Below are 15,841 nucleotides of genomic sequence, written 5' to 3' on the forward strand. Positions count from 1 at the left end.
CAAAAACCGGGAAACCAAGCGATTACCCGATTGTGTGCTTCCGTTTAGTTTGTAATTTCTCGTTTCTTGCCGTCTAATGCGGTAATAATTGCTTTAGCCACACCCGGGTCCAATTTAAATGCACGGGACGATTGAGATAGGTAGGTGGAGCCATAATAGAACTCCACCTTTTGCCTTGTTCCATTTTTATAAGTGATATCCGCGCAGAAATCTCCCGGGTTCAGCTTCAACCATTTTGCTTGTTGGTTGCCGGCTGTTTGATAAACCTGCAGGCTTCCCTGGTTTTGGGTGGCAATAAACAATTGCTTATTTCCGGATGCTATGGTGGCCATCGCTTTGCCGTCGCCATTGATGCATATGCCGCTTTTTGGCATATCAACAGGTACAAAGCCGCCTTTGCCGTTGCCTTTTAGATACAGGCCCATAAACGCATCGTGCCTGCCGGTGAAGGGTTCCATGCCGAAATCATTGCCGCTCATCAGTAAGTCGAGGTTACCGTCAAGGTCTACATCCTCGGCTACCATGCCATAAACCGGGGCCATCTGGGCGGCTAAAGGCATAGCCGATATGCTGAATTTGCCGCCGCCCCGGTTTTGGATGTAGCTGGTATTCATGTCGGTTGCAGTGAGCTCCAGCGCGCCTTCTTTATCCTGTGTGCTCCAGAGATCCTGCATGGTGGCCCGGCCGAAGCCTTTATAAGTCGGATACTTTTTGCGGATGCCGATTACCTGGCTAATGAGGTCGTCGCGGGTGTGCATGGGGAAGGCTTTCTGCGTGCCATCCTCCGCTTTCATGTAGCAGAAAATCATGGCATCGAAGGAACCATTGCCATCCACATCTTTGCCAATGATGCTCATGGGCTGCGTTGCGGATGCCTTGTAATTGGAGTTTTGACCCAGGTTACCGGCAATGTAATCCGTCTTGCCGTCCTTATTGAAATCGCCTGCTACGATGCTGTTCCACCAACCGACATGGCTGCTGATGCCCGATGCCGCATTAGCATTGCTGAAGCCGCTGCCGGTATTTTGGTAAAAGGTGATTGGCATCCATTCGCCGACTACAACCAAATCTATCTTGCCGTCGTTATTGAAATCGCTCCAAAGGGCGTCGGTTATCATGCCGCCGTGGGCTAATTCGGGGCATAACTGTGCGGTAACATCGGTAAATACGCCATGGTTGTTTTGCAGGATATGACTGGCCGGCGAGGTTGGATAGGCGCCCGAAACCGAACGCCCGCCAACAAACAAATCCAAATCGCCATCGCCATCATAGTCCGCAGCGCGCACGCAGGATCCGTTATCATATTCTACCGGTATGGCCGCGTAATCGCGCTCGAATTGGCCTTTGCCATTGTTGATGTACAGCCTGTCCTGCGCGGTGGTGTGGCCCTTTGGGAACTCGAAACTGCCGCTCACCACGTACAAATCCAGGTTGCCGTCGCCGTTGGCATCGAACAATATGGCGCCCATATCCTCTTCCTCTTTAAACTCCTCGTTCAGGAAGCGTTTGTTATCCATGGTGAAATGCCCGTTTGCGCTTTGCATAAAAAACACGCCCTTATTGCCGGCCGAACCGCCCACGTAAAAATCATCGAAGCCATTTTTGTCGATATCGCCAACGGCTATGCATGGGCCGTATTGGCTTAACTTGTGCGGCAGTGTTGGCTGGATATTGTAATCGATAGCATCTTTTTCCTGGTGGGTAAAGTTGATGCCCAGCTCGGCATTAATAGGTCTGAAGATAGGACTGCTGAGGGCTGGTATGCCCGGCGGGTAATTACCCGCGCTGTTTTTATACTGCAGTTTTACTACCTGGTTGGTTTTAATATTGGTAAGCAATTGCGTTTTTCCGTCGGCCCAGCGGATACGCAGGGAATCGACATTACTAGCCCCGCCCAGCCCGAAATGCGCCAGCGCATCAACGGTACTCATGTAACCACGACAGGGCTGCTGGTCGTAAAATTGCTGCTTGCCCTGGTAGTATATACGGATAGTCGCCCCGATGCCGCCCTTGTTTTTATCGTCGCCCTCCAGCGCAACTTTCAGGTAATTGTGGGCTTTATCGACATGGGTTTTGCTGTTGAGGGTGTTCTCGTAAACGAAGGCATCATCGTTGATGTTGTTTATTACCAGGTCCATGTCGCCATCGTTATCCAAATCGGCATATACGCCGCCGGTAGAGAAAGTAGGTTTGGTTATCCCCCAGTCTTTCGATTGGTCGTTGAACATATAGCCGCCCCTGTTGCGGAACGCGTAGCTGGCCGTTTTTACCACCGGGAAGGAATCTGCAGCGGCAAGCGTAGTGTTTTCTTTTACGGTGCGACCCTGGTCGTTGGTATAAAGGGCATGGTCCAAATCCGTCACATCGCGAGGGTAACCGTTGGTTATCACCATATCGCGGTAGCCATCGTTATCGAAATCGGTCACCAGCGGCGTCCAGCTCCAGTCGGTTTGGTAAACGCCCGCCATATAGGCCACTTCGCTAAACTGCGGATGTCCTCCGGGCAATTGCCCCTGGTTCAATTGTAAAACGTTGCGGATGTATTGGTGGTCGTATTTATACTTAGCGTTGTTGATATAGGTGATGTAATTATCGCCCACCAGCATGGTTTTTTTGCGCAAGTTTTCCTCGGGCAGCATTTCCAAAGAAATCAAATCGGCCATGCCATCGTTGTTGATATCTACCATGTCTGAGCCCATTACACTCCAGCCCGTGTGCTTGAAATACTCCGACGAGCGGTTGGTAAACGTGCCGTTTTTGTTGTTGATGTACAGGATATCGTTAGAAATGAAATCGTTGCCCACATAGATATCCGGCCAGCCATCGTTGTTGATATCGGTTACGGAGACCGAGTTGCCAAAGCCCTCCAGCAGGATGCCCGCCTGTTTGGTAACATTGCTGAAGGTGCCGTTGCCATTGTTGTGGTACAGGCGGTCGTTATTCACGGCACTGCCATCGTTAAGTTTAGGGCGATAGGCAACGGGGGTATCCTTACCCAAAAAGTTGGTGAGCAGGTACATATCCAGCCAACCGTCATGGTCGTAATCGAAAAATATCGCCTGCGTGCTGTAGCCGGTATCCTGCAAGCCATAGGCTTCGGCCGATTCTTTGAAGGTGGGGATGCTATCCTTGCCGATGCCCTGGTTGATGAACAGCATATTCTTGCGCTGGGCAGGGTCGTTTTTGAAGGAAGCGCAAACGTAAATATCCAACCAGCCATCGTTGTTAATGTCGATTACCGATACGCCGGTACACCATTGCCCGTTGCCGCCAACGCCCGCAGCGGCGGTTGCATCTTTAAAAGTTAAAGCGCCTTTATTGATGAACAACTTACCGGATACCATGTTGCCGGCAAAATAAACGTCGGCCTTGCCGTCGCGGTTAAAGTCGCCTATGCCTACGCCCGCACCGTTGTACAGGTAGGGGTGGTTGAGTATGTTGAGGCTATCGCTCTCGGTGATGGTGTTCTTGAATTCGATACCCGTTTGCGAGGCGGGCAACAGTTTGAAAAGGGTGTCGGCATCTGGTTTTGGGGAGCAGGCAGCCAATAAGAACAGCGCAGTGGCCAATAAAGCTATACAGGGGTTTTGCTTGCAGGTGAACATTTACAGACGGATAATTATCAAAAAAAAGGTATTTGCGACAGGGCTGATTAAACTTGCTTTTTGAGCGAGGCAACACCTTATGCCGCGGGTAAATAATTGGTATTTAAATGTAAAGAAAACGTATTTTAAATGATGCTATTCGTCAAATAATCTCAAAAGTTAGCAGAAACGTATCGCAGCAGCTAAAGCTGCTTTAAGCGTATATATTTGCCTTGTCAATTTGAAAATACTGCGCCCGCCGCAACCAACCTGATAATTTGTACCCGTTTATGAAGAAGATATATGTTGCCCTTGCGGCGATATTTTTGCTTGCCGCTTGCCAACCCAAAAGTAACTGGCAAAAGCTTGCCGAAAACCCGGAGTTCATCCACCGCTCGGTAAGGCAGGTAACCGATGTAATGGTGCATGATATTTACTCGCCACCTGTAGCCAGCCGCATTTATGCCTATGTTAGCGTTGCGGCTTATGAGGCCGCGGTTAATGGCGATAAGGACTATATATCGCTATCCGGCCAGCTGAATGGTCTCGATTCGGTGCCAAAACCCGAGGCAGGTAAGCAATATTGCTACACGCTTGCCGCTGCCCACGCTGCGCTCACGGTGGGCAAAATCATGATTATGTCCGAAGGGCGGATAGAAAGCTACCACGATCAAATGATGGCCGAATTCAAAGAAACCGGCATGCCCGATGACGTTTACGATAACTCGATACAGTACGGCAAGCTCATTGCCGACAGGATACTGAAATGGGCCGGGAAAGATAATTACAAGCATACGCGTTCCCTCTCCAAATACGACGTGCAGACCGACGATGCCACCTGGAAACCCACCCCACCAGCCTATATGAAAGGCGTAGAGCCGCATTGGAACGAGATACGGCCCTTTTTGCTCGATTCGGCGCAGCAGTTTAAGCCGGCCAAAGCGGTGACCTTTTCTACTAAGCCCGATAGCTATTTTTACAAACTGGCTCTGGCCGTGCGCGATACCGGCCTGCACTTAACGCCACAGCAAACCGCCACGGCCACCTTTTGGGACGATAACCCCTTCAAGGTGAATAACAACGGGCACACCATGTTTGCCATCAAGAAGATATCGCCCGGAGGGCATTGGATCAATATTGCCGCCGAAGTTTGTCGCCAAAACAAGGCCGACTACGTGCGCAGTGCCGAAACTTATGCCTGGCTGGCCGTAACCATTGCCGATGGCTTTATCAATTGCTGGGACGAGAAATACAAAAGCAAAGTAATACGCCCCGAAACCTATATCAACCAATACATCGACCAGCGTTGGGCGCCCCTGCTTCAAACCCCGCCCTTCCCCGAATATACCAGCGGGCACAGCGTGGTATCCAATGCATCGGCGGTGGTGCTGGGCAAACTATTTGGAGATAACATGGCCTTTACCGATTCTACCGAGGTGCAGTTTGATATCCCGGCGCGGACCTTCCCCTCGTTCAAGGCAGCCGCTGCAGAGGCATCTATCAGCCGGTTTTACGGGGGTATCCACTATATGCCATCTATAGTAAATGGGGTAGATGAGGGCCGCAGAATAGGGGAGTTTGCACTGAGTAAATTGAAGACGCGGAAGTAGGGAGTTGATGGTGACAACACCAGCAACGGCGTTAAGACGAGGAAGTAATTGGTGTTGCAACACATGTTTCCAGGTTTCTTTTTATAGTTTTTTAAGTCAGAAAATGTTGCTGTATGTTGCCGGCAATACCGGTAATTACCGTTAAAAATCTGCGTTTTTCTGTGCTTTTTCGGTGATTTTCTTTGTTTTTAGGGCAGTTTTTATGCAATGCTCAGGCAGCTTTTTTGGCCCTTTTTGGTGTAAAACGGCTCCAAAATTTCTAGTTTTTTCCAGCTTTTTGTACAATTTCAGCTATAGGTTTCCAGCTTTTTCCAGGTGCTAATTTCGGGGGAATGGCATTATAGGTAACTGTCAAAATTTAACCGTCATCTTGAACTTGTTTCAAGACCCATCATAAAAGTAGCCAAAATGCTTAGCCGATTTGCATGCCGTTGAGCCTGCCGTGTGGGGTACCGAAACAAGTTCGGCATGACGTGAGATCGTAACCGTCATCTTGAACTTGTTTCAAGACCCCATCATAAAAGTAGCCAAATGCAAAGCCGCTTTGCATACTTTATACCTGCCGTGTGGGGTGCTGAAATAAATTCAGCATGACGTTGGAGGTTAAAAACTTTTCACCTTTGCTGCCTTTTTGTTATGCTGGTATTCGGTAGGGGTGGTACCGAACTGTTTCAAAAAGTTGCGCCCTAGGTGCGATTGCGAACTGTAACCCACCATATTGGCCACCTCGTATATCTTGTAATCGCCTTCTTCCAGCAACTTAGCTGCTGCCTTTAGGCGGGTGATATTGATGAGTTCGTTTATGGTAAGGTTTGATATGGCTTTCACCTTGCGGTACAGGGTGGGCTTGCTCATATTCATGAAGTTGGCAATGTGCTCCACGTCCAGGTCGGCATTTTGGATATTCTTATAGATCACGGCATTCAGCTTATCCAAAAAGCTTTCATCGGGCTTTGAGTAGGCCATGGTTTTGATATGGGCCAATGGCGAACTGGCAAAGTAATCTTTTATCTTATTGCGGTTGATGAGCAGGTTTGCTATCTGCACCTGCAAATGCTCGGGCGAGAAGGGTTTTTCTATATACGCATCTGCACCTACCTCCAGGCCTTCTATCTTGCTTTGCAGGGTGTTTTTGGCCGTAAGCAAAATGATAGGGATATGGCTATGGTCGAAATTGGTTTTTACGCGTTTGCACAGCTCAAAGCCATCTATCACGGGCATCATCACATCAGAAATGATGAGCTGTATATTCTCGATATCGATCATATCAAGCGCTTCCTGCCCGTTCAGGGCTTTTATCACTGCGTACTTTTCGCTCAGTTCGTTGGCAACAAAATCCAATATCTCGGGGTTGTCGTCTACCAAAAGTATTATCGGTTTCATAAAGTCAAAATTATCGTCGTGATTTACCACGCCATGGTTTTCATAGTTATCAGGTGTGTTCTGGAAATCGAATTCTTTATCCTGGTGAATTGGTAATACTAATGTGAAAGTATTAAAATTATCGGCAGGTTCCTTCAAAAAAAGCGAACCTTTATGCAACTCGGTAAGCGAGCGCGATAAGGAAAGGCCTATGCCTGTGCCTGTTTGCTTCTCAGATTCCTTCATCCGGAAGAAGGGCTCGAATATCCTTTCGCGCAGTTCCGTCGGTATCAGGTAGCCATCGTTTTTGATGATCAGCATAAATGATGGGTCGCGCTCGTCGTGCTCGGGCAGCAGTATCTCCACTGCCGAATCGGCGTATTTAATGGCATTATTGATGAGGTTGCTGATGATTTTGGTAAAAGCCTCCATATCTACATAGGCGTACAGTGGCGTGCCGGGCTGTTTTAATTCGTACTGCAGGTTTTTTTGCTCGGCCATGGGCTTAAACTGCTGGCAGGTATCGGCCAGTAATTCGGTAATATCCGTTTTTACGAAGTTGAGGCTGAACCCGTTGGTCTCCGTTTTTCTGAAATCGAGCAACTGATTCGTCAGATCGAGCAGGCGGTTGGTATTGCGCTCCATTATTTTCAGGTTGCCTAGTATCTCGGGCACCTGGTCGGCTTTTTTCATCACCTTTTCCATGGGGCCCTTTATCAGCGTAAGCGGGGTACGTATCTCATGGGCAACGTTGGTGAAAAACTCGATTTTGGCGTTGTAAAGCTCTTTCTCCTTATCGTTTTCCAGTAGTTCTATCAGGCGTTCGTTTGTTCGCCTCACGTTGCGGTGGTAGGCCCTGAAAAGGTAATAAATGCTGAAGACGAACACCAGGGTGTAAAATATATAGGCCCAAACGCTCTTCCAGAAGGGCGGGGCAATGTCTATTTCGAAGGTGGTTTCTTTATTGGTCCAGATGCCGTTGTTGTTGGCGGCTTTTACAATGAAGGTATAATGCCCGGGCGCCAGTTGGGTAAAGTAAACCTTGCGGTTGGTTTTCAGATGTATCCAACCCTTATCCAGCCCCTTCATCATATACATATATTGGGTCATCTCCGGCGCGGGGTAGCTAAGCGAAGCAAAATCGATACTGAAAGAAGATTGATCGTGGTTGAGCTGGATGCCTTTGGAGGATATTACGGATTGCTTAAGCAAAGAATCGGGCCCGTTAACAGATATTTCCTTGTTGTGTACCTGGAAACCGGTAATATAAACCGGGGCCACAAAATCGTTACGCGTAAAATGCGCTGGGTTGAAACTGATCATGCCGCGCACGCAGCCAAAGTACATGGTACCGTCGGTATCTTTAAAGGCCGAGTTGTAATTGAACTGATCGGTCAATAGCCCGTTGGCCTTGGTATAAACTTTTGTGCTACCGTTGCCCAGGTTTAAAGAAACCAGCCCACCGGTGGTACTTACCCAAAGGTTCTTGTCCTCGTCTTCCAGCATCTTAAATATGTAGTTGCTGGGCAGGCCGTTGTTAGAGTCATAATATTTGAAGGATTGCTTGCCGGTATCGTACTTCCACAAGCCCAGCCCATCGGTGGCAAACCAAAGGTTGTTGTCGCTATCTTCAAAAATGCCGTTGATGATAGAAACCTTCAGCGCGTTTTTTACCTTGTAGGTATCGACAAGCTTGCGGCTGGTATTGTTTTTGATGTCGTAGCAATAAATGCCGTCCCTAACGGTGCCCACCCAAATTTTGCCGTTATGGTCTTCGAGCATAGAGTAGATGAAATCTCCGGGCGGTATCCGGTCTATCAGCGTAAAATCATTTTGGGCGGTGTTAAAGCGGTATAAGCCATGTGTAGTACCTACCAGTATAATACCCGAGCGCGTTTTTAGAAAGCCCACGATAAAGTTGCTTTTAAGCGCATTTTTTGCCGCCCCGGCCACAAATATCTTTTCTACCTTGCCCGTTTGTATGTTGAACACGTTCAGCCCGCGCTCGAAAGTGCCGATGTACAGGTATTTGCCATCGGGCAGCAGGCCATGTATGTTGGTATTGCTGATACCGTTAGATACGCCCGGGTAGTAATGCGTCCAGGTGGTTTTATCGGGCGATAGCTTGTTGAGGCCGTTATCCTCGGTACCCATCCACAGGTTGCCATACATGTCTTTGCATATCTCGCGCACAACATTGCCCTGCAGCGTGTTTTTTTCGCCCGGATAGTATTTATTGAACAGGGAATGCTGTTTGGGGTAATAATTTACGCCGCCAAAGTAGGTGCCCGCCCAAACGCCGCCTTCAATATCTTTATGCAGTGTGTAAATGGCGTTATCCGATAGGGAGTAGGGGTCGTTGTAATGTTTTTTGATATTGGTAAAGGTGCCGGCACTTACATTATAAATAAACACGCCCGATTCGGTAGCCAGCCAATACTCGTTTTCGTTATACTTTACAAAATCGCGCACGTACACCTCTGTTTTATCCGGGTTGTAGATGAGCATATCGCGGTACTGGCCGCTTATGCAATCAAACTCTTTAAAGCCCTGGTTGGTGGTGCCCACAAAAATCTTGTTGTTGCCCGCGCCGAATATCTTTTCGATATAATGGGATGTTGCCCGGCCGGAATGCCCAAACATATCGAAGCTGGTAAACGTGCGGCTGGAGTGATTGAGTTTTTTCAGCTCGCCGCTGGTGGTTGATAGCCAAAGGTCGCCGTTGTTGAAAACGATGGATGTTGCCTCGAAGGTTTGGTAGGGCCGGTAGTTGGTTATCTTTTTTGTTTTCTTATCATACTTCATCAGCGCCGGCCCGGCTATAAACCAGCAATTATCGTAAGCATCCTGAACGATGCAGCGAACGCCATCGAAACCGCCGATGTTGAGGTGCGAAAAAGTTTCCGATTCGGCGTCGTAGTGATCAACACCCTGGTCTGTACCTATCCATAAGCTGCCATCCTTATCGGGGCTAAGGCAGTGCACCATGTTATTGGAAATGGTTTTTGGGTTGGTGGCATCGTGCCTGAAGGTTTTAAAAACGTAGCCGTCGAACCGGTTGAGCCCATCTTTGGTACCGAGCCACAAAAAGCCGCTTTTATCCTGTATGGTGGCATAAACGGTATTATTTGATAAGCCTTGCTCCACCTGGTAGTGCTTAAAATAATAGGTTTGCGCGCCGCAAAATACCGGCAGCCAAAGCAATAAACAAAGTAGATAAACAGGTTTCAAATCAGTTGGGTTAAGACAAATATAGGCAATTGGCACAGCGGTTTTAGGCCAAAAGTACTTTGATACATTTCGACCAACTATTGATATGATTTGATTAATTGCCGCGTAATAAAAGCTTTTTCTTTGAACTTAATTTAAAGCGGGTGCTCTTGCCCATTTAGATAAACTATTTAACCAACAATAATTACACCCTTATGAGAAAAACTTTACTCCCCACACAGGAGGGGTACGTGCGTACGCATTGGCTGTACGGCCTGCGGTACCCCAAATCATTAATCGTATTGTGTGCTGTTATCATCGGCGTGCTTTTATCGGGCAGTGCGTTTGCGCAGCAGGTAAAAGTTACCGGTACGGTAACAGACAGCACCGGCGTAACGCTGCCGGGCGTTGCCGTTAAATTTCGCGGCACCGCAATTGGTACAACTACCGATGTTAATGGTAAGTTTAGCCTCAACGCCCCCTCGGCAGCCAGCGTATTGGTATTTACCTACGTGGGCTTTGCCAGCCAGGAGGTACCGCTGAACGGCCAAACCAATTTCAACGTAAGGCTTAAGTCAACCAACACCGCTTTGCAGGAAGTTGTGGTAACGGGTTACGGCAGCCAGAAGAAAGAATCGCTTACAGGCGCTATCTCCAGCATAACTGCTAAGGATATCGATCGCGTACACGGCGGTTCTACGGTGAGCACCGCGCTGGCGGGTAAAATCCCCGGCGTAACATTCAGGCAGTCGGAAGGCCGCCCGGGAGCAAGCGCCAGCATCCAAATACGTAACATGGGTACGCCGCTGTACGTTATCGACGGGATACAGCAGGACGAAGGCCAGTTTAACAACCTTGCACAAAACGATATCGAGAGCATCTCGGTACTTAAGGACGGTTCGGCAGCTATCTACGGTGTGCGCGCTGCAAACGGCGTTGTGGTGGTAACTACCAAAAAGGGCAGTGGCGAAGGCCGTGTAAACATTGATGCTTACCAGGGCTTCCAAAACTTCTACCGCTTCCCTGATGTAGCCAGAACATCTTACGATTACATGTACTACAAGGCTGAGGGTGAAATGAACATGAATGGTAATACTACCATTACCCAGGCCGAATTGGACAAATATAAAGCAGGCACCGACCCAGCTTACCGCAGCTTTGACTGGCGCGACTATGTATTGGGCCAAAACAACAATGCACCTCTTAACTCGGTTAATGCCAACTTTACGGGTTCTACCGATAGGGTTAACTACTACGTATCGGCTACAAACTTACACCAGTCTTCGCAGTTGGGTAAAGAGTATAAGTTCGACCGTTCAAACATCCAGTCGAACGTATCGCTGAAAGTGGCTAACGGCTTAAAGGTTAACTTAAACATCAATGGCCGTGTAGAAACCCGCGAAAACCCGGGCGTCCCGGGTGGCGATGACTACTTTTTGGCCAAATTTGCGGTATTGAGGAATACACCGCTTGAGCGCCCTTACGCCAACGATAACCCCGATTACCTGAACGATATAGGCCACACCGAGAGCAACTACGCTTTCCTGAACAAGAAATTATCGGGCGTTTACCATAGCGACTGGCGCGTACTGCAAACCAACTTTGGTGCAGAGTACCAGATACCGGGCATTAAAGGCTTAACCGCTAAAGGCTTGTACTCCTACTACGTTGCAGATTACCTGCTAAATAACCAGGAGTACACCTATAACGCTTACACCTACAGGCCTGCTACCGATACTTACGATGTTACCGGTGGTAGTACCAACCCATGGCGCGAGCGCGAGCAGCGCAAGGAGTTTGCTAAAACCCAACAGTTGCAGTTGAATTACATCAACACCTTCGGCAAAAATTCATTGGCTGCCACATTGGTTTCTGAGCGTATAGAGTTGCAGCACCTGCGCAACTGGATACACGCCTCGCCGGTATCTAACAACCTGCCGTTGATTTATTTCCCAACTGCCGACAGGTATGAGGATAGCGACAATAAGGAAACCCGTATAGGTTACATTGGCCGTATTAACTACAACTACGATAATAAATACTACCTGGAGGCTTCGGCCAGGCGCGATGCATCTTACCTGTTTGCCCCTGATAAACGCGTAGGTTACTTCCCCGGCGCATCAGTAGGATGGAGGATTACCCAGGAAGGTTTCGTTAAAAAACTTTTAGGTGATCACAGCATCCTGAATGATCTAAAACTACGTGCATCTTACGCCGTATTGGGCGATGACCGCGACCCTAACAATGCGGGCAACTCCATCGTGCCGGCATATGCATACCTGCCCGGTTATAACTATAACACCGGTACGGCCATTATTGGCGGTAACCCGCTGGTAACATCGGCAGATAAAGGCTTGGTTACAACCAATATCTCCTGGCTGAAAAGTAAGATTACCGATATCGGGTTAGATTTTACGCTCCTTAACAGCAAGTTGTCGGGTTCGGTAGATTACTTCTACCGTAAACGTACCGGCTTACTCGATCGCAGGAACGATGTGGTATTGCCAGCTGAAGTAGGTTACTCCTTACCACTCGAAAATCTGAACAGCGATGCGCAGTCGGGTTTCGATCTGGCGCTTAATTATAACGGCAGGGCCGGCGAAGTTAACTACAACATCGGTGGCACTTTCTCCTATAGCCGTGCAAAAACGCTGGATGTTTACAACCCCTTGTTCAATAACTCCCTGGATCAGTACCGTAACGCGGTTACCAACCGATATGCCAATATCGACTGGGGGTATGAAGTTATCGGCCAGTTCACTTCGCAGGAAGAAATCAATAACTACAGCATCAACAACGATAACCGGGGTAACAAATCGTTATTGCCGGGCGACCTGAAGTACAAGGATCAAAACGGCGATGGCAGGATTGACCAATACGATGAAAGGCCTATCGGTTTCGGCTATGGAAAACAGCCTAACATCAACTTTGGTTTTTCTATTGGTGCTGCTTACAAAGGGTTCGATTTCCATGCCGATTTCTCGGGAGGTGCCGGTTATACCTGGTTCCAGAACTGGGAAACACGCTGGGCGTTCCAAAACAACGGTAACTTCAACAACATTTTTGCCGACAGGTGGCACCGTGCAGATATGTACGACCTGAACAGCGCGTGGATACCGGGCAAATACCCTGCAACCAGGATTAACCCGGGTTCGAGCTACTCGAGCTACGAGTTGAACGGACAGCGTAACTCGTCGTTTTGGCTGCACAATGTAAAATACCTGAGGGCCAGGACTATTGAATTAGGTTACTCGTTGCCAACTGCATGGCTTGCCAAAGTGAAAATGAAAAAAGCGAGGGTGTATGTTAATGGTTACAATCTGCTATCGTTCGATAACCTGAAATCGTACGGTGTTGATCCGGAGACCACGGACGATAACGGCCTTCAGTTCCCTCAAAGTAAAGTTGTCAACTTCGGTGTTAATTTAACTTTTTAATTAATCCCTTAAGTTTCAAACACATGAAAAAAATATCTATCATATTAATGTGCGCCGGCCTGTTAATTACGGGCTCGTGCCGAAAAGACAGCGACTTTTTGGAAGTACCGCCCAAAGCCGTTGTTGATGCCAATGTAGCGTTCTCCGATCCTAACCTCGTGTTATCCATCCTGGGCGACCTTTATAACCGTTACTTAGATTTTTCGGGCCTGGATAATGGCTGGGCATCATTCGTAGATTTCAGCGAAGCGTTCCCTTCAGAAAACGGAAGCTCTTATTTTGTGCAGCGCACAGGCTGGGGTTACGGCGAGTGGGGCACCTGGGATTATACCTATATACGCGAGCTAAACTTGTTCATACAGCGTGCAACCGCTTCAACCGCGCTTACCGATGCGCAAAAGAATCAATTTATAGCCGAAGGCAGGTTTTTGCGTGCCAGCTATTATTTTGAGATGGTGAAGAGAATGGGCGGCGTGCCGCTGATTACCGAACCCTTGGATTACGATTTCTCGGGCAACGTTGCGGTGCTGCAAAAGCCACGTAACAAAGAGTCTGAAGTTTACGATTTCGTTATCAGCGAAGCGGAAGCCATAAAAGGCTTGTTTGATTCAGGCATTAATGATAAATCAAGGGCCACTAAAGGCGCCGCTTTAGCTATGGAAGCCAGGGCTGCATTATACGCAGCATCTATTGCCAAGTATGGTGTAACTACCCCGCAGGTAACTTTAACCGGTGGCGAAGTAGGCATACCATCGTCAATGGCTACCGCTTATTACACCAAGGCACTTGCTGCTGCGCAGGAAATTATTACCGGCGGCAACTACTCTTTGTACAAGCAATTGCCCGATCTGAGCGATAACTACGCCAACCTTTTCCTGGATAAAAACAGCTCGGAAAGCATCTTCGTGGAAGACTTTAAGGCAAACGGCGGTAAAACCCACGGGTTTACAACAAACAACCAGCCTTTTTCGATATCAGACGAAGGTTTGGATGCCGGCCGCTTAAACCCATCGCTGAACCTGGTAGAATCTTACGAATTGCTGGATAATACCTATGCACCAATAGCAACTAAAACGGCAGGCGGCGCTCCTATTTATTATACAGATCAGCTCGATGCTTTTGCAGGCCGTGATGCAAGACTTGCAGGTACTGTGCTTTTACCTAATGGTTTGTTTAAAGGCAAACGTACCGAAGTTTTTGCAGGGTATCAGCTAGCTGATGGTACCGTAATTGCCAGCGGCGACGCTACCCAAACCAGGGACGTGCCAGGCTTAGGTACATCTATACAGGTTGTTGGTAAAGATGGTATCGTAAACGGCGGCGAGTTCCGTACGCAAACGGGTTTCTACGTGCGTAAGTACCTCGATCCAACCGTTGGCTCGGGCCGTCGTGGCCGTGGTAGCGATGTTAACTTTATCCGTTACCGTTATGCCGAAGTATTATTGAACGCAGCCGAAGCATCTTTTGAACTTGGCGATGTGGCCACTGCAGCCGGTTACATTAACCAGGTGCGTGCCCGTGCAGGCTTCACTACACCGCTTACTGTTGGCCAGATCACGTTCGACAGGATCGTACATGAGCGCCGCGTAGAGTTGGTATTTGAGGGCCATACCTTGTTCGATATGAAACGCTGGCGACTTGCCAATGTAGTATGGGATGGTAACCAAATGACCGTTGCCGACCTGGTTAGCAACATAGGCGATGCGCGCAAACGCAACACCCAGCCATTTGGCTTGTGGCCTTACAAATACTTTAACCCGGGCAACCCTAACAGCGGCAAATGGATATTTAAAGAAACCAAGCCGGCATCGGTTACCGGCGCTAACAGGTTCCAGTTGGGTAATTATTATTCACAGATAGGCGACGGTATTATATCGGCCAACCCTAAAATCGTAAGACAACCAAATCAATAGCCAAATTCAATTTAAGAATCATGAAAATAAAGTTTCATTATATCATCATCGCGCTCCTCTTTGCAGCCACCGGTTGCAAAAAGGACAACTACGATGCACCCTCGGTAAAGCTGAGCGGGCATCTGGTGTACCAGGGCGAGCAAGTGAATGTAGAGTTTAACCAGGTGCCTTTTCAATTATACCAACCCGGGTTCGGTTTATCGGGCCCTATCAATGGTACCTTCGATCAGGATGGGGGATACTCTGTATTAACATTTGCCGGCAACTATAAATTTACTATTTCTGCTAACCAGGGCCCGTTTTTATGGAAAGAAGTTTCGGCAGGCAAACGCGATACCCTTGCTGTAAGCCTCACCGGCAACCAAACGTTAGATATTGAAGTATTGCCGTTTTACCTAGTGCGCCAGCCCGTATTTACCAAGGCAGGCAGCAACGTAAACGCTACCTTCAACATCGCCAAAATCGTTACCGATGCCAACGCTAAGAATATCGAGCGCGTAACGCTGTACGTCAACAAAACCCAGTTCGTGTCGGGCAACGGCGATTATAATATCGCCCAAACCAGTGTAGATGGGGGCGCGCTGCCAAGCTTAAACAACATCAGCCTGAGCGTGGCCGTGCCTGCCATAGTGCCTACCCAAAACTATGTTTTTGCCCGTATAGGCATCAAGATAGCAGGGGTAGAGGATATGGTATTCTCGCCCGTTGCTAAAGTAACGTTCTAA

At 48.4% G+C, this 15,841-nt stretch carries 7 protein-coding genes; 4 read left to right on the forward strand and 3 right to left on the reverse strand.

The genetic code is table 11. The features are described 5' to 3' along the window. Nucleotides 1-44: 44 nt before the first annotated feature. On the reverse strand, nucleotides 45-3,605 hold the full coding sequence (locus AC1DXC_RS00325; RefSeq protein WP_477457127.1) for a VCBS repeat-containing protein: 3,561 nt from the start codon (nucleotides 3,603-3,605) through the stop codon (nucleotides 45-47). A 269-nt stretch (nucleotides 3,606-3,874) separates the two neighbouring features. Between AC1DXC_RS00325 and AC1DXC_RS00330 the strand changes: the two genes are divergently transcribed. Then, the gene (locus tag AC1DXC_RS00330) at nucleotides 3,875-5,194 is read left to right on the forward strand and encodes a vanadium-dependent haloperoxidase (protein WP_477457128.1); all 1,320 of its coding nucleotides are present in this window, start codon (nucleotides 3,875-3,877) and stop codon (nucleotides 5,192-5,194) included. A gap of 141 nt (nucleotides 5,195-5,335) precedes the next feature. Here the strand turns inward: AC1DXC_RS00330 and AC1DXC_RS00335 are convergent, their stop codons facing one another. After that, nucleotides 5,336-5,479 (reverse strand): hypothetical protein, encoded by a 144-nt coding sequence (locus AC1DXC_RS00335; RefSeq protein WP_477457129.1) that lies wholly within the window; start codon nucleotides 5,477-5,479, stop codon nucleotides 5,336-5,338. 318 nt (nucleotides 5,480-5,797) lie between these two features. Further along, nucleotides 5,798-9,787: a hybrid sensor histidine kinase/response regulator transcription factor gene (locus tag AC1DXC_RS00340; RefSeq protein WP_477457130.1), complete on the reverse strand. Its 3,990-nt coding sequence runs from the start codon at nucleotides 9,785-9,787 to the stop codon at nucleotides 5,798-5,800. Between the two features lie 194 nt (nucleotides 9,788-9,981). Between AC1DXC_RS00340 and AC1DXC_RS00345 the strand changes: the two genes are divergently transcribed. From AC1DXC_RS00345 to AC1DXC_RS00355, 3 genes are read left to right on the forward strand one after another with little or no spacing between them, the layout of a single operon-like run. After that, nucleotides 9,982-13,203, forward strand: a complete 3,222-nt coding sequence (locus tag AC1DXC_RS00345) for a SusC/RagA family TonB-linked outer membrane protein (protein WP_477457132.1) — start codon at nucleotides 9,982-9,984, stop codon at nucleotides 13,201-13,203. Between the two features lie 23 nt (nucleotides 13,204-13,226). Beyond that, nucleotides 13,227-15,116 (forward strand): RagB/SusD family nutrient uptake outer membrane protein, encoded by a 1,890-nt coding sequence (locus tag AC1DXC_RS00350; protein WP_477457133.1) that lies wholly within the window; start codon nucleotides 13,227-13,229, stop codon nucleotides 15,114-15,116. A gap of 20 nt (nucleotides 15,117-15,136) precedes the next feature. Then, on the forward strand, nucleotides 15,137-15,841 hold the full coding sequence (locus AC1DXC_RS00355) for a DUF3823 domain-containing protein (RefSeq protein WP_477457134.1): 705 nt from the start codon (nucleotides 15,137-15,139) through the stop codon (nucleotides 15,839-15,841).

The sequence above is a fragment of the Mucilaginibacter sp. P2_D11 genome (assembly GCF_056404435.1).

What these genes read in the sequence shown, in the direction of transcription:
- AC1DXC_RS00325 (WP_477457127.1), bottom strand. Translation starts at nt 3,605, where the DNA reads ATGTTCACCTGCAAGCAAAACCCCTGTATAGCTTTATTGGCCACTGCG.
- AC1DXC_RS00330 (WP_477457128.1), top strand. Translation starts at nt 3,875, where the DNA reads ATGAAGAAGATATATGTTGCCCTTGCGGCGATATTTTTGCTTGCCGCT.
- AC1DXC_RS00345 (WP_477457132.1), top strand. Translation starts at nt 9,982, where the DNA reads ATGAGAAAAACTTTACTCCCCACACAGGAGGGGTACGTGCGTACGCAT.
- AC1DXC_RS00350 (WP_477457133.1), top strand. Translation starts at nt 13,227, where the DNA reads ATGAAAAAAATATCTATCATATTAATGTGCGCCGGCCTGTTAATTACG.
- AC1DXC_RS00355 (WP_477457134.1), top strand. Translation starts at nt 15,137, where the DNA reads ATGAAAATAAAGTTTCATTATATCATCATCGCGCTCCTCTTTGCAGCC.